This is a genomic window from Streptococcus sp. 27098_8_51 (genome assembly GCF_041432205.1).
In the GTDB taxonomy this organism is placed as follows: Bacteria; Bacillota; Bacilli; order Lactobacillales; family Streptococcaceae; genus Streptococcus.
This window is the reverse complement of record NZ_JAPVZE010000001.1, coordinates 52,121-70,573: the sequence shown is the minus strand read 5'-3', so window position 1 is coordinate 70,573 and position 18,453 is coordinate 52,121. Positions and strand designations below refer to the sequence as shown.

Sequence of the window (18,453 nt, the reverse complement as noted above, 5' to 3'; positions counted from 1 at the left end):
GCGAGTACCTACCACTTCAACCCTACATGTTCATTCATTTCTTTATAGGCCATGTCAATTCGTTCCTTGGTCGCTTCGTCCAACTTGTCACGATGACTGCCTCCCTCGATGAAGTCCTCTAGGATATAGGTCTGATAGAGGAAGAGCGGATAGCCTTCTGGAGAGTAAGTTCCTTTGGGTGTTCGATTGACCCAAGTAGGATGCGCTTTGGCCGTTTCAATCCTAGTCTTGCCATCTTTTTTCTTAATGGTCACATCCATGAGAACACCGCGTTCCGTCCACTTGGCATTTTCCTCATCTTGCATGGTTTCAATGCGCTGATTTGAGAGGAAATTTCCCATGGAGTAGATGATCAGTTTTTTGTCACCATCTTTTTCAACTGTTTCAGCAGGTTCAACGACGTGAGGATGCCCTCCAAAGATAATATCTGCTCCCCAGTCAATCATCTTATGGTACAGTGTTTTCTGTTCTTCCGTTGGTTCTAGCTGGTACTCAATTCCCATCTGAGGCATGATGACAGTAATATCCGCCTCCTTCTCTGCACGCTCGATTTCTGCCTTCATCTTATCTTCATTCAAATCAGAAAGATAGCGATTATAGTCCTCTTGAGAGATATACTGCTCAATGCCATTAAAACCGTAAGAATAGGCTAGGAGAGCTACCTTGATACCATTGACTTCCTTTATGACTATAGGGGCTTGGTCTCGGGATTCATGCGTGTAGACTCCGATGGGTGTCATTCCAGCCTTTTCAATAGCTTGAGCCGTTGAAACCACTCCCTCAATTTGAGAATCCAAAATATGATTATGAGCCAAGTCTAGAACTTGGTAGCCTGCATCCTTGATCGCATCCATGACTTCTCCTGGTGCATTAAAGAGAGGATAACCTGCCAAATAGTGGTCCTTGTTCACCGTTCCTTCAAAGTCACCAATCACCAAATCCGCTTGTTTGAGCCAGGGTTTTACATACTCAAAATTTTCATGGAAATCATAGGTCCCATCTTCTTTAAGAGCTGTTCGGTAGATGGGGATGTGGTAGAGAAGGTCACCATTTGCCATGATACGCGCCGTCGTTTCACCAGACTGATCTTCCTTGGATTGACCAGATGTACTAGCTGAATCAAGAGTTTGGCTACCAGGGCTTGTTCCCTTACTACCTTGTACTGCTCGAACTAATAAGTTCCCCCCCATGGATAAGGCAACTGCAAGCAATAACACAATAATAAACTGGGCATTGGTCCAGGATTTATAATTCCGAAAGAAATCCACACTAGTTCTCCACACCCCATAAAGAGAGCCCTGAGACCGTCTATCTTGTCGCTTTTCCATCTTTATTCCCCCTTGCTTTTTGGTGCAAGTCTTTTCTTTTATTATACCACAGACAAAAGAGGAATACCGTTTATTATATTATTTTTTAGGAACTTCTGCGACTTTCTTTCTCGCCTATTTTGTGTTATCATGTAGAGGTAATGAAAGGAGAGAAAATGTCTACAATAGAACGTATTACAAAAGCTGCTCACTTAATTGATATGAACGATATTATCCGCGAGGGGAATCCAACTCTTCGCGCAGTTGCTGAGGAGGTCACTTTCCCACTGTCTGACCAGGAAATCATCCTTGGTGAAAAGATGATGCAATTCCTCAAACATTCCCAAGATCCTGTTATGGCTGAGAAAATGGGGCTCCGCGGTGGTGTTGGGCTGGCTGCTCCCCAACTCGATATTTCAAAACGCATTATTGCCGTCTTGGTCCCAAATATTGTGGAAGAAGGTGAAACTCCACAGGAAGCCTACGACTTGCAAGCTATTATGTACAATCCAAAAATTGTATCTCACTCTGTTCAGGACGCTGCTCTTGGCGAAGGAGAAGGGTGTCTTTCTGTTGACCGAAATGTGCCTGGCTATGTTGTCCGTCATGCCCGTGTCACTGTTGATTACTTTGACAAGGATGGCGAAAAACACCGAATCAAGCTCAAGGGATACAACTCTATCGTTGTCCAACATGAAATTGATCATATAAACGGAATCATGTTTTACGATCGTATCAATGAGAAAGACCCATTTGCTGTCAAAGATGGACTCCTCATCCTCGAATAAAGAAAATCCCGTTGCAAGACGGGGTTTTGTGTTATAATAGAGGCATGAAAACAAATGATATTGTCTATGGCGTACACGCCGTTACAGAAGCCCTCCTTGCAAACACTGGAAATAAACTCTACCTCCAAGAAGATCTTCGAGGTAAGAATGTTGAGAAGGTCAAGGAACTGGCTACAGAAAAAAAGGTATCCATTTCTTGGACCTCAAAAAAATCCCTCTCTGAAATGACCGAAGGCGCTGTCCATCAAGGTTTTGTTCTACGAGTGTCCGAATTTGCCTATAGCGAGCTAGATCACATCCTTGCAAAAACACGTCAAGAAGAAAATCCACTTTTATTGATTCTGGATGGTCTAACTGACCCTCACAACTTAGGCTCTATCTTAAGGACTGCTGATGCGACCAATGTTTCAGGTGTCATCATTCCCAAGCACCGTGCTGTCGGAGTGACTCCTGTCGTTGCCAAAACGGCCACAGGTGCTATTGAGCATGTACCGATTGCGCGAGTGACCAACCTCAGTCAAACCCTAGACAAACTCAAGGATGAAGGCTTCTGGACCTTTGGAACGGATATGAACGGTACTCCTTGCCACAAGTGGAATACAAAAGGGAAAATCGCCCTCATCATCGGAAATGAAGGAAAAGGCATCTCCAGCAACATCAAAAAACAGGTCGATGAAATGATAACCATTCCCATGAATGGGCATGTTCAAAGCCTCAATGCCAGTGTGGCTGCAGCCATTCTCATGTACGAAGTTTTCCGAAACCGACTATAAAAAAGTTTCCAATCAAGTGATTGGAAACTTTTTTCTTAACTATGTTCTGTAATAAATTTGTAGGCTTCTTGACCAGCGATAGCCCCATCTCCAACTGCTGTTGTCACTTGGCGAAGATCTTTCTGGCGAACATCTCCAACTGCAAAGATACCGTCAACGGCAGTTTTCATGTGATTATCTGTTACAATCCAGCCTGCCTGGTCTTGAATATTCAATTCTTTAACAAAATCGCTAACAGGATCCAAACCGACATAGATAAAGACACCACCGAAGGCTTGCTCTGTCACTTGACCCGTTTTTACATTTTCAAATACGACAGATTCTACTCGGTTTTCACCTTTGATTTCCTTGACAACAGAATCCCAGATAAAGTTGACTTTCTCATTTGCAAAAGCACGGTCTTGCAAAACCTTTTGGGCACGAAGTTGGTCACGACGGTGAACAATGGTAACAGTCTTGGCAAAGCGAGTTAAGAAGAGAGCTTCTTCTACCGCTGAATCTCCACCACCAACTACGAGCAAGTCTTGATCACGGAAGAAAGCTCCATCACATACGGCACAGTAAGAAACACCACGACTGTTCAGTTCTTCTTCTCCAGGAACCCCCAAAAGACGGTGTTTTGACCCAGTTGCCACGATGACAGTACGGGTTTCGTAAACTTGATCATCAGTGATTACCTTCTTAAAGTCACCCTGGTCTTCAATATTTTCAACATAGCCATAAAGATGCTCCACTCCAAGGTTTTCAAGTGGTTCAAACATCTTTTCAGCCAATTCAGGTCCACTGATATTGGCATAACCTGGATAGTTTTCGATATCAGATGTGTTATTCATTTGCCCGCCTGGCAGACCACCTTCAATCAAGCCTACTTTCAGATTGCTTCGAGCAGCATATAAGGCAGCGGTCATTCCCGCAGGTCCAGCACCGACAATAATCGTATCGTACATTTCGATTCCTTCTTTCTTGTTGTAACTTTCTTTATTCTAACTCATTCTTGCTAGTCACGCAAGGATTATGCCTTGAAAACCAAGAGCAAACTCATGACGGCAAAGGATAACACTGGAACGACCAAAACTCCAATCATAATCATATCATAGAGATGAGCTTGGCGAGCTTTGGCTGTCTTGTCCACACCAGACATAGCTCTCAATCCAATCCAAATCCCCAGAAAAATCACGACAAGGATGGTCGTTAAGATCAAACTCTCGAAATACAAAGAAAATAAATGCAGTAGCATGATCTCTCTCGTTTCTATCTTTTTTAAAGAGTAAACTCAGCTAGTCCAACTAACTGAGTTTTCCTTTTTCTATTATATCAAATATAAGTCCGTTTGTAACTAGCGAAGAATTCTTTTGTCCGTTCTTCTTTCGGATGATTGATGATTTCATCCGGTGTGCCGGACTCGATGATTTTTCCTTTATCTAGGAATAAAACCTTGTCTGCCACTTGAGCTACAAAAGACATATCGTGACTGACCAAAATCATGGTCTGACCTGACTTGGCAGCATCTGCAATAGACTTCTCTACCTCACCGACCAATTCTGGGTCAAGGGCTGAAGTAGGCTCGTCCAAGAGCAAGACATCTGGTTTCATAGCAAGCGCACGCGCGAGGGCAACCCGTTGCTTTTGTCCACCTGATAAGTGGCGAGGATAATGGTTTTCACGGTCAGAAAGACCAACCTTGGCCAACTCTTCCTTGGCGATTTTTGTTGCTTCCTCGTCCGATAATTTTTTAACGACAACCAAACCTTCCTTGACATTGTCAAGAGCAGTTCGGCGTTCAAACAAATTAAACTGTTGGAAAACCATAGACAACTTGCGACGAAGGGTTAGAATTTCTTCTTGGCTAATCTGAGAAAAATCAACTTTAAAATTGTCAATCTGAATCGTTCCACTATCTGGAGTTTCAAGATAGTTTAAACTTCGAAGAAAGGTTGATTTCCCAGCTCCAGATGAACCAATCAAAGCCACTACCTCACCTTTTTGGATATCCAAGTTCAGATGATTCAAGACTGTCTGTCCTGAAAAGGATTTGCTTAAATTCGAAATCTTAATCATTAACGAAGGTCTCCTTTCACATCTGTAGACACTGTATCCGGTGCTGAGATAGCCATTTTTCTCTCGATGAAACGGCCGAGGCTTTCAATTCCGATATTGACTACCCAATAGACAAGAGCTACGGAGATGAAACGTTCAAAATAGCGATAATCAGCTCCACCTAAAATCTGAGCTTGGGCAAAGACCTCCACAACACCTGCGCTAAAGGCTAGAGAAGTCCCCTTGGTCAAACCGATGAGGGAATTAATCAAGGTTGGAGTCGCAACTACCGCCGCATTTGGAATAATCACGCGACGATAAACTTGCGCTCGCGTCATACCCAAACTGCGTGCCGCCTCAATTTCACCTGGATTAACAGAAAGGATGGCCGCACGAATCGTTTCACTTGCATAAGCCGCCTCATTAAAAGCAAAGGCCACAATCGCAAAAAGCGCTGCTGGAATCGCATTGATATTGAGACCAGTTCCCCATTGCTGGTTGATAGCTTTCAGTGCCAAAGGAATTCCGTAGTAGGTCAACATAAGTTGGACTAGGATTGGGGTGCCTTTTAAGAAGCTGACGAAAAAGGCCTGCAAGGGATATAAAATTTTAACACGATTGATTTTAACAATGGCAAAAATCAGGGCAAGTAGCAAACCAAAGAGTGCACCTCCAAGCGTCAACATCAAGGTTGTAGGCAGTTGTTGGACAATCCTTGGAATTCCATCAAAGACCGAACGCAAACTAAAGAGCTTACCATCCGGAATGAATTGCATCAAACTTTGGTACCAATCTGATGCTAAAAATGTTGTAACAGTCATAAAAACATCCTCTCCTGATAATGATTCATTCTATCATACTTCTGCTCGCAAGCAAATTATTTGCTACGGGCTGCTCAGACTTTGTCTATCTTCTAGTTTATCACACTTTAAAACAGGGATGCTATATATTTTACCTATCAAGGAGATAAATAAAAACTATCTCAAACCTAAGTCCTCATAGGGTTTTCTATAGCCGATTTGTTTAACAGCACCATTCTCCACCAAAATTGGACGTTTCAATAACATACCATCACTCGCTAGAAGCTTGGCTGCTTCTTGTTTTGACAAACTTCCCACCTTATCTTTCAAGCCCAGTTCACGATATTTGATCCCGCTGGTATTGAAAAATTGTTTCACTTCAAAACCGGAAGTTTCCAACCAGTTTAAAATCACGTCTTCACTTGGTGTTTCTTCTACGATGTGGACAGCTTTATAGTTCACACCGAGTTGGTCTAGTTCATTTTTTGCTTTCTTACAAGTTGAACATTTTGGGTATTCGATAAATTCTAACATCTTCTTTTCTTTCTATTTTTTATTTTCTTGAAATGCTGCACCTTCATGTTGCAAGAGCCAGGCTTTCTTTTCGACTCCAGATGCATAGCCTGTCAGACGATTGCCTGACCCCAGCACACGATGACAGGGTACTAGTATGGACCAAGGATTGCGCCCCACTGCTCCACCAATCGCTTGGGCAGAAGCCACTTGCAAGTCTTGAGCTATTTGTCCATAAGTTACTGTCTGACCATAAGGAATAGCCTGTAAATAAGTCCAGACTCGCTTTTCAAAATCTGTTCCAATAGGAGCCAAAGGTAAGTCTGATAGATCCTGAACACTGCCTTCGAAATAGGTATCTAAATAGGAAATAACCTGGTCTAGGACAGGATGTTTCTTAACTACTTCTATACTATCTCCAGCGATTCCCCTCTCAAAATGAGTTTGATCCTGTACCCAAATTCCATACAGATATTGCTTGTCAGCAACTAAGGATAAGGTTCCAATTGGCGACAGATAGAGCATTTTTGCGTACTTATTCTGATTCATTTTTTTAATTTCTGATAGGCCAAACGTTCCCCATCAACTGGAACTTTACCAACCTGTTGGAAGCCTAGCTTTTCAAAGATATGCTGCATAGCCTTGTTTTCTGCATGCGTATCTGAACGAAAATCTAGATAATCAAAACCTTCAATCAAGCCTTCTAGGAAAGTCTGAGCAACACCTTGTCCTTGGACATCTGCTGCAACAGCGATACGGTGAAAGACCAGATATTCTGATTCTCCCCCCTGCCAACTCCCTTCATAAATGGCTTCATAGGATTTCTCTGGGCTCTTGGTCACAGCAGCATAAGCTAGCAGTTCTCCCTCTTCCAAGGCAACATAAGCTTGACCTGAAATAATATCATCGATAATAACCTCGGCATTTGGATAGCCATTTTGCCACTGGTCGCTACCAGACTTGGCTAAGCACTTTTTGGCATCCTCCATCACCTGCATAATCGCATCTACTTCGTTTGGAAAAGCTAAACGAATCTCCATCTTTTCCCCTCATTTCTAACCAGTTTCTCTCATCATAGCATAATTTAAAGCTTTCTACAAGCAGTTGAAACTTGACTTTTGTTTTTTATTGTTTTATAATCTAGTTATCAAAACTAGATAAAAAGGAGTTGGAAATGAATTCTAACTTTTCCTACCCAAAATGGGAAGACATTCCAAACATTGACCTCTATCTGGATCAGGTTTTACTTTATGTCAATCAAGTCTGCGCCCCTATCTCTCCAGATAAGGACAAGGGGCTAACAGCATCCATGGTCAATAACTATGTCAAACATGGTTACCTGACAAAGCCAGACAAGAAAAAATACCAACGCAAACAGATTGCACGTTTGATTGCCATCACCACTCTAAAGTCTGTCTTTTCGATCCAAGAAATCGCTCAAACACTGAATACTCTACAAACTCAAGCGAGCTCAGACCAGCTCTACGATGCTTTTGTGGACTACATGAACCATGGGATTGATCCAGAAAATCCTATTATCCAAACCAGCTGTCAAACGGTTAAACTCTATCATCAAACTCTAGACTTAATCCTTATCAAAGAAGAGGAGGAAATCCAATGAATACCAGTCTAAAACTCAGTAAAAAACTCAGTTTTGGAGAGGAAATTGCTAATAGTGTGACCCATGCTGTGGGTGCAATTATCATGCTCATCCTACTCCCTATTTCATCCACCTATAGTTATGAAGCACATGGATTTTTATCATCTTTTGGTGTTTCAATCTTTGTTATCAGTCTCTTTCTCATGTTCCTCTCGTCAACCATTTACCACTCTATGGCCTATGGTTCGACCCACAAATACGTCTTGCGAATCATCGACCATTCTATGATTTATGTGGCTATCGCTGGCTCTTATACGCCGGTCGTATTGACTTTGATGAATAACTGGTTTGGCTATCTGATTATTGCCATTCAGTGGGGAACGACCATCTTTGGCATCCTTTATAAAATCTTTGCTAAAAAGGTCAATGAGAAATTCAGCCTTGCCCTTTACCTGATCATGGGCTGGTTGGTTCTGGCTATCATTCCTGCCATTATCAGTCAAACAACACCAATTTTCTGGAGTCTCATGGTAACTGGTGGACTTTGTTATACAGTTGGAGCTGGATTTTACGCTAAGAAAAAACCTTATTTCCACATGATTTGGCATCTCTTTATCCTAGCAGCATCTGCACTTCAATATATCGCGATTGTTTATTACATGTAAAAAAGTTGAGAATCTTTTCTCAACTTTTTTCTTTACACATATTGATAAAATACTGGTGCAAGCCAACATCATCTGTCAATTCTGGATGAAAAGAGGTTACCAGCATATTTTTTTCTTGGGCTGCAACAATTTGATCGTCTACTGTTGCTAGAATTTCTACACCCTCTCCAACACTGCTGATAATCGGTCCACGGATAAAGGTCATGGGAATCTGACCAACTCCCTTACAATCTGCTTCTGTATAAAAACTTCCTAGTTGACGCCCATAGGCATTACGCTCTACTACTATATCCATAGTGGCTAGGTGACTTTCTTCCTGAGAAGTAATTTCCTTAGCTAGCAAAATCAAACCGGCGCAGGTTCCAAAGACTGGGAGTCCAGATAAAATAGCTTCTCGGATGGGAATCAACATCTGTTGGTCACGCAAGAGCTTGCCCATGGTTGTAGACTCACCGCCAGGTAATATCAAACCGGACAAGTCACTCTGATGTTGTTGAAAATCATCTAAATTTCTGATTTGGACACTAGCGACTCCTAGTTTATCTAGCACTTTTGCATGTTCTGCAAAGGCACCTTGCAAGGCTAATATTCCGATTTTCATCTATTTTCCTCGCTCTGCCATAAGAATTTGGATTTCATTCTCATTGATACCAACCATGGCTTCACCTAGGTCTTCAGAGATTTGAGCCAGAATTTGAGGATTATGATAGTTGGTTACGGCCTTAACAATAGCACTTGCTCGTTTAACTGGGTCGCCTGACTTGAAAATACCTGAACCGACAAAGACGCCCTCTGCCCCCAATTGCATCATCAGCGCAGCATCTGCTGGTGTTGCAACACCTCCAGCTGCGAAGTTTACAACTGGCAATTTTCCATGTTCATGAACGTATTGGACCAATTCTACAGGGACTTGCAAGTCCTTGGCAGCCACATAAAGTTCATCTTCGCGAAGATTTTGAATACGGCGTATTTCTTGATTCATCATGCGCATATGGCGAACGGCTTGAACGATGTCACCTGTCCCCGGTTCTCCTTTTGTCCGAATCATGGAAGCTCCCTCAGCGATACGACGCAAGGCTTCACCCAAGTCCTTAGCTCCACAGACAAAAGGAACTTGGAATTCCTTCTTATCCACATGGAAACGGTCGTCTGCTGGAGACAGCACTTCACTCTCATCGATATAGTCAATCTCAATAGCCTCTAAAATCTGAGCTTCAACAAAATGCCCGATTCTAACCTTGGCCATCACTGGAATACTGACCGCTTCTTGGATTTCCTTAATCATCTTTGGATCACTCATACGGGAAACCCCACCAGCTGCACGAATATCAGCTGGAATCCGCTCCAAGGCCATAACAGCTGCCGCACCAGCTGCCTCTGCGATACGAGCCTGCTCAGGGTTCTGAACGTCCATGATAACCCCACCTTTGAGCATCTGTGCCAAGTTTTTATTTAGTTCATAACGATTTTCAGTCATTTCTTAATCCTCATCATTTGTATTGGTAGCTACCATTTCATTTTAAGCCAGATTAGAATGAAGTACAAGATAAAAAAAGGATAATTGTATGGGTACAGATTGATACTCAATGAAAATCAAAGAGCAAACTAGGAAGCTAGCCGCAGGTTGCTCAAAGCACTGCTTTGAGGTTGTAGATAGAACTGACGAAGTCAGTAACATATATACGGTAAGGCGAAGCTGACGTGGTTTGAAGAGATTTTCGAAGAGTATAACTAAAAAACTATCTGACCTTAACCTAAGGCCAGATAGTTCATCAAATTTTATTTTTCAGCTGTAAGTGCAGCCATTGTAATGTAGTTGTATGGTTTGTTGAAATGTGGCAAGAAGAATAGGTCTGTCAAAGCCAATTTATCAATGGTTACATGCTCTTGGATAGCAAGTGAGAACATGTGGATTCCCATACTGATTGAAATATCATGTGAAACCATTTGTGCACCAAGGATTTCGCGGCTGTCTTTATCAAAGACAATCTTGATGGCAACTTCGTGGTTGTCATGCTTCATAAATTCTGGTTTTTGAAGATCGTTAAAGCCAGTTTCAGTTGCATTGTAACCTGCTGCTTTTGCTTTTTCAAGAGTCAAACCAGTTGAAACCATGTGAAGACCATAGATTGAAATACCGTTTGATCCTTGCACACCGATTCCTTCCAATTCATGTCCACAAGCGTTATAAGCACCAACGATACCAGTACGTACAGCGTTAGATGCAAGAGCGATGTAGCTTGTATCTTTACGAGCATTGTCATAAACAGTCGCACAGTCACCAACAGCGTATACACCTGGGATAGATGTTTCTTGTTTCTTGTCTACAAGGAAGGCACCGTTGCGGAAAAGTTCAATCTTACCATCTGCAAGAGCTGTGTTTGGACGGAAACCAACAGCAAGAACCACCATATCCACATCAAATGTTTCTTTGTCTGTTACCAGGCGTTCAACTTTACCATCACCTTGGATGGCTTTAACTGTTTGACCAAGTGCCAAGCGGATGTTATGGTCTTCCAAGTTTTTCGCCATCATTTGGGTAAAGTCTTTGTCATAGTAGCCGTTCAAAACAGTGTCTACGATATCAACAAGCACCACTTCTTTTCCAAGACGTTCGAAAGCTTCAGCCAGCTCAACACCGATGTAACCACCACCAACAACGGCAATGCGCTCAAGGTGTTTGCTCTTGTCAGCAAGTTTTTCGATGACTTCTTCTGCATTTTGGTACAACTTAACAAATTGAACATTTTCAAGTGTTGCTTTGAATTCTCGGTTACCCTTAACGATTTCAACACCTTCGATTGGAGGCAAGATTGGAGTTGAACCAGTTGCAAAGATTAATTTATCATAAGACTCTTTGTGTTCTTTACCTTCAACTTCAGCAGTCACAACTTTGTTATCGTAGTCAATTGAAAGAACTGGTGAGTTCATGTAAATTTTAGCACCTTTTGCTTCCAATTTTTCTTTATCAGAGTAGAAGAGACCTTCTGGGCCATCAATTTGTTCCCCGATCCAAAGCGCCATTCCACAACCAAGGAATGAAATATTTGAGTTTTGATCAAATACTACGATTTCGTTCTCATGACCAAAGTTATCCAACATCGTATTAATACAAGCTGTACCAGCGTGGTTAGCACCAACTACAACGATTTTACTCATAGAAAAATTCCTACCTTTAATTTTTGATTTACTTTTCTAGTATATCATTTACTGTTAGCGTTTACAAGACATTTGCTCAGAATTCTCTTTTTTTCAGAAAAAAATACACTTAATATTAACAAACCTTATTTTTCTATCGTTTTCATTCTAATTTTGAGCATATTTCTTGACTTTTTGTCAAAATCCATTTGTGAAAACGCTGACTTTATGGTATGCTAGTTACATGGAAATAAAATGTAAGGGGTTTAATTTTTCTTTAACCAACTTATATTGAATGATTTCCTATGAAAAGAAAGGAGCTGGTAGCTTGCCTCTTCATTCACGTTCTGAACGGCTAATGGGAACAACTATCACGATTTCATTAGTAGATGAGCGGGCAGAAATCCTGCTTCAGGGCGCTTTTGACTTGCTTAAGGAGCTCGAATACCGCTTCAACGCCAATAGTCAAGAATCCGAACTGATGGAAATCAACTACCAGGCTGGAATCACACCTGTTAAGGTTCATCCTGACCTATTTGAACTGATTGCTCTTGGACTAGAGCACAGCCTAGCTCCCTCTAGCCATCTAAATATCAGTATCGGTCCCTTGATTCAAACCTGGCGAATCGGCTTTGCAGATGCACGACTTCCAGAGTTAAACGAAATCGAAGCTGTCTTGCCTCTAGTTAACCCGCATTTTATCAAGTTGGATCCGACTAACTTTACTATTTTTTTAGAGAAGAAAGGAATGAAGCTTGATTTAGGTTGTTTAGCCAAGGGCTATAGTGCAGATAAGGTTGCCCAGTATTTGAAAACACACGGTGTCACCTCTGCCTTGATCAACCTCGGAGGAAATATCCTCACCATCGGGAATAACCAAGCCAAAGAAGGGAAAGCCTGGCAGATTGGGATTCAAGATCCGCGAAATCCTCGTGGCAATCATCTCCTAACCATTCCTGCTTCTAACAAATCCGTTGTCACTTCAGGTATCTATGAACGCCACCTGACAGTAGATGGAAAAGACTACCACCATATCTTTGATAGTAAGACAGGATTTCCTGTCGAAACCGATCTTGCTAGCCTAACGATTGTCTCTGATAAATCCGTTGATGGTGAGATATGGACAACACGCCTTTTCGGAGAACGAAGCGCTTCTATCCTCTGGCAAGTCGAAAGTATAGATGGGATTGAAGCCATCCTCATCGACAAAGAGGGACGCCTTGCATGTTCTTCAGGCCTTCAAAATTGTATTATGTAAAAAGAGAAAGGAAATCTCATGCTAAAACTTATTGCCATTGTTGGAACGAACTCTAAACGTTCTACAAACCGCCAATTGCTCCAATACATGCAAAAACACTTTGCTGATAAAGCTGAAATTGAACTCGTTGAAATCAAGGATATCCCTGTTTTCAACAAACCTGCAGATAAACTTCTTCCCGCTGAAATTCTTGAAATTGCAGCTAAAATTGAAGAGGCTGATGGTGTGATTATCGGTACTCCTGAGTACGACCACTCTATCCCTGCAGTTTTGATGAGCGCTCTTGCTTGGCTATCTTACGGTATCTACCCACTTTTGAACAAACCAATCATGATCACTGGTGCTTCTTACGGTACACTTGGTTCATCTCGTGCCCAATTGCAACTTCGTCAAATCTTGAACGCTCCTGAAATCAAGGCAAATGTTCTACCAGATGAATTCTTGCTTTCACACTCTCTTCAAGCATTTAACCCAAGTGGCGACTTGGTTGACCTTGACGTCATCAAGAAATTGGATGCCATCTTTGATGACTTCCGTATCTTTGTGAAAATTACTGAAAAATTGCGCAATGCACAAGAATTGCTTCGCAAAGATGCTGAAGAATTTGACTGGGAAAATTTGTAAGATAGGAGACCGAAAGAATGAAATTTGTTGGACTTGTTGGATCAAACTACGATCAATCATATAACCGCAAACTCTTGGAATTTATTCGTCGCAATTTCAAATTCAAATTTGAATTAGAAGTCCTTGAAATCGACGAAGTTCCAATGTTTAACCAAGACGAAAAATGGGACGAAAGCTTCCAATTGCGTTTCTTGTATAACAAGATTACACGTGCTGATGGTGTTATTATCGCTACTCCTGAGCACAACCACACTATCTCAGCTTCACTTAAATCTGTACTCGAATGGCTTTCATACGAAGTTCATCCATTTGAAAACAAGCCTGTTATGATTGTGGGTGCATCATACTATGACCAAGGAACATCACGTGCCCAAGTTCACCTTCGTAAAATCCTTGATGCTCCAGGTGTCAATGCCTACACACTTCCAGGTAACGAATTCCTTCTTGGTAAAGCTAAGGAAGCTTTTGATAACAACGGAAATATCACCAACGAAGGAACTGTTAAATTCCTTGAAACTTGCTTAGATAACTTTGTAAAATACGTAGGAGTCGTTTCGAAATTGAAAAAACCAAAACCAATCGAACCAGAAGACTTGGATTGTGGAAAACCAATTGCTACAACCATCACAGAAGTTGATCCTGACGATCCAGAATGGGTAGAAAAAGTTGCAGCAATCACTGGTGCTGTTTCTGGTGATACCTATGTCAAATTGGACCACGGTATCCTTACAGTTAACCAAATCGATATGTTCTTGAAAGCTATGCCGTTTGAATTGACATACGCTGACGATAACAACCAATTCCTCTACTACAACAACGCTCACCAAGATCCAGACACCATGTTTGCTAAACGTGTACCACCTCAATCAGGTAGCCGTATGTCGACTGTTCATGGTTCTCTTCCACCAGCACGTATGAAGAACGTAGAGTGGGTTATCGGAACACTTCGCAACGGAAACCAAGAATACGTCCGTACGATCGTTCCAGGTTCTCCTGCAGGTGTCATCAACACCCACAACTACCAAGCAATGTACTATCCTGATGGATCATACGCTGGAATCAATGAAATTGTCTTTAACTTCCAACCATGGCTTGACTGGTACCTAAAAGAGACTGGTCAACGTTTGGTGGGTGGTAGCGGACCATTTGCTCCTGCAGCTGGAGGTCATGGAGACGCCGATGCTACTTCTGGTGCTTCTGATTCAGGTGATGCTGGAGGCCACGGTGGTGACGCTGATGCTACTTCTGGTGCAAGCAACTAAGAAACCAAAAAGGAGCCATTTGGCTCCTTCTTTTTTATTGCAACAAAAAAAGGGGAATGTAAATCATCTACACCCCCTTTCATTTTATGAGTTAGGATCATCTATACTACGGCCGTGCAAACCTTTTTCACGTTGTACCTGACGTAGTTTTTCTGGTGTGACGTCATTGCCTTCCTCGTCCACAATTTTGATTCCCTCGATGTGGTGACGAACAGATCGACGATAGCCTTCGATGTACTCCTCACGAAGTTTAGCTTGTTCCACTTTTTCAGCAGAAGTTAAGCCTTCTGTTTTTTTCTTTTTGGCAAGCTCATTGATACGAGCGATTTTTTTCGGATCCATTTCCTCTCCTTTGTGATAAGATACAGTCCGTTTGACTGAGTTTATTTAGTATTGATTTGGTTAAAACGAGCGAGCTTAGCTGCTTTCTTGGTTAATTGCGACAAGATTGCCAAACGATTTTGTCGAACAGTCTGATCTTCAGCCATTACCATGGTATTTTCAAAGAAAGCATCAATAACTGGGCTAAGCGCAAAGAGTTGTTCTAATTGCTGACTTGCAGTCCCTGACAAAACAAGTGATTCTACGGCTTCTGCCAAGGCTTTCTCTTCTTCATTCTCAAAGAGAGCAGGATCAACAGTATCAGTTCCTTCGGCTTTTTCAGCCAAGTTGAAAGCACGTGAGAGGGATTCGACAGATGGTTTGAAGTCTTCTTTCTTGCTTGCTTCCACAAGAGCACTTGCTGCTTCTAGCATATCCGCCACAACAAAGTTTGAACTTGCAAGAACTGCTTCCTTGATATCTTTTGGAGTTGAACCCATCATCTTATCAACACGAGCCTTGATAAAGTCCATAACCTCTGCTTTATTTTCATAAGTCAAGCTGTCAAATTTCAAGCTGTAAAGGCTATCGATCAGCTCATCCATAGCAATATGCCAACCAAAGGCATCCAAGATACGAACAACACCTTGCGTCGCACGACGAAGGGCATAAGGGTCGTTAGAACCTGATGGAATCAAACCTACTGAGAAGAAACTCAAAATTGTATCCAATTTGTCTGCAATGGCTAGAATGGCTCCGACCTTGCTCTCTGGAAGTTCTCCTTCGGCTGATGTAGGCATGTAGTGTTCACGAATGGCGGCCGCAACTGCTGGAGTTTCCTCAGCAAGAAGGGCATATTTCTCACCCATAATACCTTGGAGTTCATCAAACTCACCAACCATACCTGTCAACAAGTCAAACTTGTAAATGGCTGCTGCACGAGCTAGGTCAACTGTTTCATCCACTGACAAACCAGCTTTTTCTGCCAAGAGAATGGCAATCTGCCCCGTACGAATCATGTGTTCACGAAGAGAACCAATCTTTTCGTGGAAGGTCACATGGTTCAATTTTTCAACAAGATCTGAAATGACCAATTTTTGGTCTTCACGCCAGAAGAATTCTCCATCTTCCAAGCGTGCTACCAAGACTTTTTCATTACCCTTGATGACATTTTCCAAATGCTCTGCGTTTCCATTACGAACAGAAATGAAGTTTGGTAAGAGTTTACCGTCTTGATCACGAACAACAAAGTAACGTTGGTGTTCTTTCATCGAAGTCACCAAAACTTCTTCTGGAACATCAAGGTATTTGTCATCAAAACTTCCCATAAAGGCAGTTGGGTATTCAACCAAGTTCAAGACTTCATTGAGCAAATCAGCATCAATTTCGATACGTACACCATGCTCAGCTTCGATTGCTTTTATTTGGTCAACAATCATTTGCTCACGTTCACGAGGATCCGCGATTACAAACTGTTCACGAAGGTCTTCTTCGTAGCTTAATGCTGACTGAATCTTGGTTTCTTGTCCCAAGAAACGATGACCGCGACTCACACGATCGCCCTTGATATCAAGAAAATCCAAGTCAAACTCTTCTTCATCTAAAAGAACAGTTAAAGTGTGTACAGGGCGGATGTATTCAAAAGTGTTGTTAGCCCAGTGCATGCTGACAGGGAAAGTCAGTGACTTCAAGACGTCTACTACACCTGGAACAATGGCTTCAACTGGTTGCCCCACTTCTTCCTTGGTAACATAGACATATTCTTCACCTTTGATTTCACGGAATTCAATATCTTCAACTGTCAAGCCTTTCCCACGGACAAATCCTTGAGCTGCTTTGGTGAAGTTTCCATCACTATCCAGGGCAATTTTCTTTGCTGGTCCCTTGAAATCTTCTGTCAAATCAGACTGTTTGTCTGCAAGACCAGTCACACGAACAGCCAAACGACGTGGTGTTGAGAAGGTTTGAATGGCTTCAAAGGAAAGACGATTTTCTTTGAGGAAGGCTACCATTTTTTCACCTAGTTGTTTTTCGCTTGGAGTTACCACATAGGCTGGTAACTCTTCAAGACCGAGTTCTACTAATAAGTTTTTTGTCATGTTTTTTCCTTTACATTTTCTTCAATCTTTTTTGATATGCACCTTAGGTACTGGGGACGTCGCTAACTAACTTTTGTGAGTCTGTAAGGAAATCTTATACCAAATAAACTAAGATTTCCAACAGTCTCATCAAAGTGGATTTAGCTGACTGATTTTTGAACCCAAGGTTTCAAAAATTCCCACATAACAGTACGCGGTGCATATCCCTTTAGCAAGTCTTCGACTTGCCTTTAACGATTTTAGAGCACAATATTACTTACTATTCTGCGTCTTCTGCTAGGAGTTTAGCTCGTGTTGCTTCATCCAAAAGTGGGTAACCTAGGCGTTTGCGTTCTGCGACAAAGGTTTTGGCTACGACACGGGCTAAGTTACGGATACGGGCGATATAGCCTGCACGTTCTGTTACGGATACGGCACCACGAGCATCAAGCAGGTTAAAGGTGTGTGAACATTTGAGAACATAGTCATAGGCAGGGTGAACTAAGCCCTCTTCCAAGGCACGACCAGCTTCTTTTTCGAACTTATCAAAGTTTTCCAGCAACATCTCTTGGTCCGAAATTTCAAATGAATATTTTGAATGCTCGTACTCAGGCTGGATAAAGATTTCTCCGTATTTTACACCATCAGCCCACTCAATATCATAGACAGAGTCCACTTCTTGAATATAAGAAGCCAAGCGTTCCAAACCATAGGTAACTTCCGCAGTCACAGGGCCTGTTGCCAATCCACCGACTTGTTGGAAGTAAGTGAACTGAGTGATTTCCATCCCATCAAGCCAAACTTCCCAACCGAGACCAGCTGAACCAGTCGATGGATTTTCCCAGTTGTCCTCAACGAAGCGGATATCATGTTCCAATGGATTGATTCCCAATTTTTCCAAAGACTCAAGATAAAGTTCCTGGATATTTGATGGAGATGGCTTCATAACCACTTGGAATTGGTGGTGTTGGTAGAGACGGTTAGGGTTTTCCCCGTAACGACCGTCAGCAGGACGACGTGATGGCTCTACATAAGCCGCATTCCATGGCTCAGGCCCAATAGCACGAAGGAAAGTGTAAGGGCTCATTGTCCCCGCACCTTTTTCATTATCATAAGCCTGCATGAGCATACAACCTTGGTCATTCCAAAATTGTTGCAAAGTCAAAATAATTTCTTGAAATGTTAATTTCTTAGACATTGAATACTCCTTAATAAAAAATGATTTTTTGCGACACGAGTCTGCCTTGTCGATTTTACGAGGCAAGACGAGTTAGTACTGCGTCTAGCTC

Annotated in this window: 21 protein-coding genes; 7 read left to right on the top strand and 14 right to left on the bottom strand. The window is 42.1% G+C overall.

The features are described from left to right. Window positions 1-8: 8 nt before the first annotated feature. Window positions 9-1,328, bottom strand: coding sequence for a CapA family protein (locus O3622_RS00275; RefSeq protein WP_371606869.1), 1,320 nt, complete (start codon window positions 1,326-1,328; stop codon window positions 9-11). Window positions 1,329-1,483: 155 nt separating this feature from the next. Between O3622_RS00275 and def the strand changes: the two genes are divergently transcribed. Beyond that, window positions 1,484-2,095 carry a peptide deformylase gene (gene def, locus O3622_RS00270; RefSeq protein WP_065371699.1) on the top strand — a complete coding sequence of 204 codons (612 nt, stop codon included), beginning with the start codon at window positions 1,484-1,486 and terminating at the stop codon, window positions 2,093-2,095. A gap of 44 nt (window positions 2,096-2,139) precedes the next feature. Further along, window positions 2,140-2,868 carry a 23S rRNA (guanosine(2251)-2'-O)-methyltransferase RlmB gene (gene rlmB / locus O3622_RS00265; protein ID WP_000855742.1) on the top strand — a complete coding sequence of 243 codons (729 nt, stop codon included), beginning with the start codon at window positions 2,140-2,142 and terminating at the stop codon, window positions 2,866-2,868. Window positions 2,869-2,903: 35 nt separating this feature from the next. Here rlmB and trxB read toward each other — a convergent pair whose 3' ends face one another. The 7 genes from trxB to O3622_RS00230 form a co-directional block, all read right to left on the bottom strand. Beyond that, on the bottom strand, window positions 2,904-3,815 hold the full coding sequence (gene trxB, locus O3622_RS00260) for a thioredoxin-disulfide reductase (protein WP_371606868.1): 912 nt from the start codon (window positions 3,813-3,815) through the stop codon (window positions 2,904-2,906). Between the two features lie 65 nt (window positions 3,816-3,880). Then, window positions 3,881-4,105 (bottom strand): DUF4059 family protein, encoded by a 225-nt coding sequence (locus O3622_RS00255; RefSeq protein WP_000924294.1) that lies wholly within the window; start codon window positions 4,103-4,105, stop codon window positions 3,881-3,883. Between the two features lie 77 nt (window positions 4,106-4,182). Beyond that, a complete protein-coding gene (locus O3622_RS00250; RefSeq protein WP_000590997.1) occupies window positions 4,183-4,926 on the bottom strand; it encodes an amino acid ABC transporter ATP-binding protein in 744 nt (247 codons plus the stop codon). After that, window positions 4,926-5,726: an amino acid ABC transporter permease gene (locus tag O3622_RS00245; protein WP_049490755.1), complete on the bottom strand. Its 801-nt coding sequence runs from the start codon at window positions 5,724-5,726 to the stop codon at window positions 4,926-4,928. The genes O3622_RS00250 and O3622_RS00245 overlap by 1 nt, the downstream gene beginning before the upstream one ends. 156 nt (window positions 5,727-5,882) lie before the next feature. Further along, window positions 5,883-6,239 (bottom strand): arsenate reductase family protein, encoded by a 357-nt coding sequence (locus tag O3622_RS00240; protein WP_049490754.1) that lies wholly within the window; start codon window positions 6,237-6,239, stop codon window positions 5,883-5,885. Between the two features lie 12 nt (window positions 6,240-6,251). Next, the gene (locus O3622_RS00235) at window positions 6,252-6,767 is read right to left on the bottom strand and encodes a methylated-DNA--[protein]-cysteine S-methyltransferase (RefSeq protein ID WP_001075139.1); all 516 of its coding nucleotides are present in this window, start codon (window positions 6,765-6,767) and stop codon (window positions 6,252-6,254) included. After that, on the bottom strand, window positions 6,764-7,258 hold the full coding sequence (locus O3622_RS00230; protein WP_371589991.1) for an N-acetyltransferase family protein: 495 nt from the start codon (window positions 7,256-7,258) through the stop codon (window positions 6,764-6,766). The genes O3622_RS00235 and O3622_RS00230 overlap by 4 nt, the downstream gene beginning before the upstream one ends. A 134-nt stretch (window positions 7,259-7,392) precedes the next feature. Between O3622_RS00230 and O3622_RS00225 the strand changes: the two genes are divergently transcribed. After that, entirely contained in the window at window positions 7,393-7,839 is a 447-nt protein-coding gene (locus O3622_RS00225; RefSeq protein WP_001087578.1) for a DUF1836 domain-containing protein, read from the top strand. Beyond that, entirely contained in the window at window positions 7,836-8,483 is a 648-nt protein-coding gene (locus tag O3622_RS00220; RefSeq protein ID WP_125413553.1) for a hemolysin III family protein, read from the top strand. Before O3622_RS00225 ends, O3622_RS00220 begins: the two co-directional genes overlap by 4 nt. Before the next feature lie 19 nt (window positions 8,484-8,502). On the opposite strand, the gene pdxT is transcribed toward O3622_RS00220, so the two are convergent. The 3 genes from pdxT to nox form a co-directional block, all read right to left on the bottom strand. Further along, window positions 8,503-9,084, bottom strand: coding sequence for a pyridoxal 5'-phosphate synthase glutaminase subunit PdxT (pdxT, locus tag O3622_RS00215; RefSeq protein ID WP_371606867.1), 582 nt, complete (start codon window positions 9,082-9,084; stop codon window positions 8,503-8,505). Further along, a complete protein-coding gene (gene pdxS, locus O3622_RS00210; protein WP_215804518.1) occupies window positions 9,085-9,960 on the bottom strand; it encodes a pyridoxal 5'-phosphate synthase lyase subunit PdxS in 876 nt (291 codons plus the stop codon). It lies immediately after the preceding gene. 302 nt (window positions 9,961-10,262) lie between these two features. Further along, window positions 10,263-11,642 (bottom strand): H2O-forming NADH oxidase, encoded by a 1,380-nt coding sequence (gene nox, locus O3622_RS00205; protein ID WP_371606866.1) that lies wholly within the window; start codon window positions 11,640-11,642, stop codon window positions 10,263-10,265. A gap of 307 nt (window positions 11,643-11,949) precedes the next feature. On the opposite strand from nox, the gene O3622_RS00200 reads away from it, so the two are divergent. Genes O3622_RS00200 through O3622_RS00190 form a run of 3 tightly spaced genes read left to right on the top strand, consistent with a single transcriptional unit; the run spans window position 11,950 to window position 14,765 of the window. After that, window positions 11,950-12,879 carry an FAD:protein FMN transferase gene (locus O3622_RS00200; protein ID WP_008284369.1) on the top strand — a complete coding sequence of 310 codons (930 nt, stop codon included), beginning with the start codon at window positions 11,950-11,952 and terminating at the stop codon, window positions 12,877-12,879. Window positions 12,880-12,897: 18 nt separating this feature from the next. Then, the gene (locus O3622_RS00195) at window positions 12,898-13,503 is read left to right on the top strand and encodes an NADPH-dependent FMN reductase (protein ID WP_000915930.1); all 606 of its coding nucleotides are present in this window, start codon (window positions 12,898-12,900) and stop codon (window positions 13,501-13,503) included. 17 nt (window positions 13,504-13,520) lie between these two features. Beyond that, a complete protein-coding gene (locus O3622_RS00190; protein WP_000673672.1) occupies window positions 13,521-14,765 on the top strand; it encodes an NAD(P)H-dependent oxidoreductase in 1,245 nt (414 codons plus the stop codon). An 84-nt stretch (window positions 14,766-14,849) separates the two neighbouring features. Here O3622_RS00190 and O3622_RS00185 read toward each other — a convergent pair whose 3' ends face one another. The 3 genes from O3622_RS00185 to glyQ all read right to left on the bottom strand — a co-directional run bounded on the left by O3622_RS00185 (window position 14,850) and on the right by glyQ (window position 18,362). Further along, on the bottom strand, window positions 14,850-15,107 hold the full coding sequence (locus tag O3622_RS00185; RefSeq protein WP_000371290.1) for a DUF896 family protein: 258 nt from the start codon (window positions 15,105-15,107) through the stop codon (window positions 14,850-14,852). Window positions 15,108-15,148: 41 nt separating this feature from the next. Next, entirely contained in the window at window positions 15,149-17,185 is a 2,037-nt protein-coding gene (gene glyS / locus O3622_RS00180; RefSeq protein WP_371606865.1) for a glycine--tRNA ligase subunit beta, read from the bottom strand. A 259-nt stretch (window positions 17,186-17,444) separates the two neighbouring features. Further along, on the bottom strand, window positions 17,445-18,362 hold the full coding sequence (gene glyQ, locus O3622_RS00175; RefSeq protein ID WP_000038733.1) for a glycine--tRNA ligase subunit alpha: 918 nt from the start codon (window positions 18,360-18,362) through the stop codon (window positions 17,445-17,447). Window positions 18,363-18,453 lie beyond the last annotated feature (91 nt).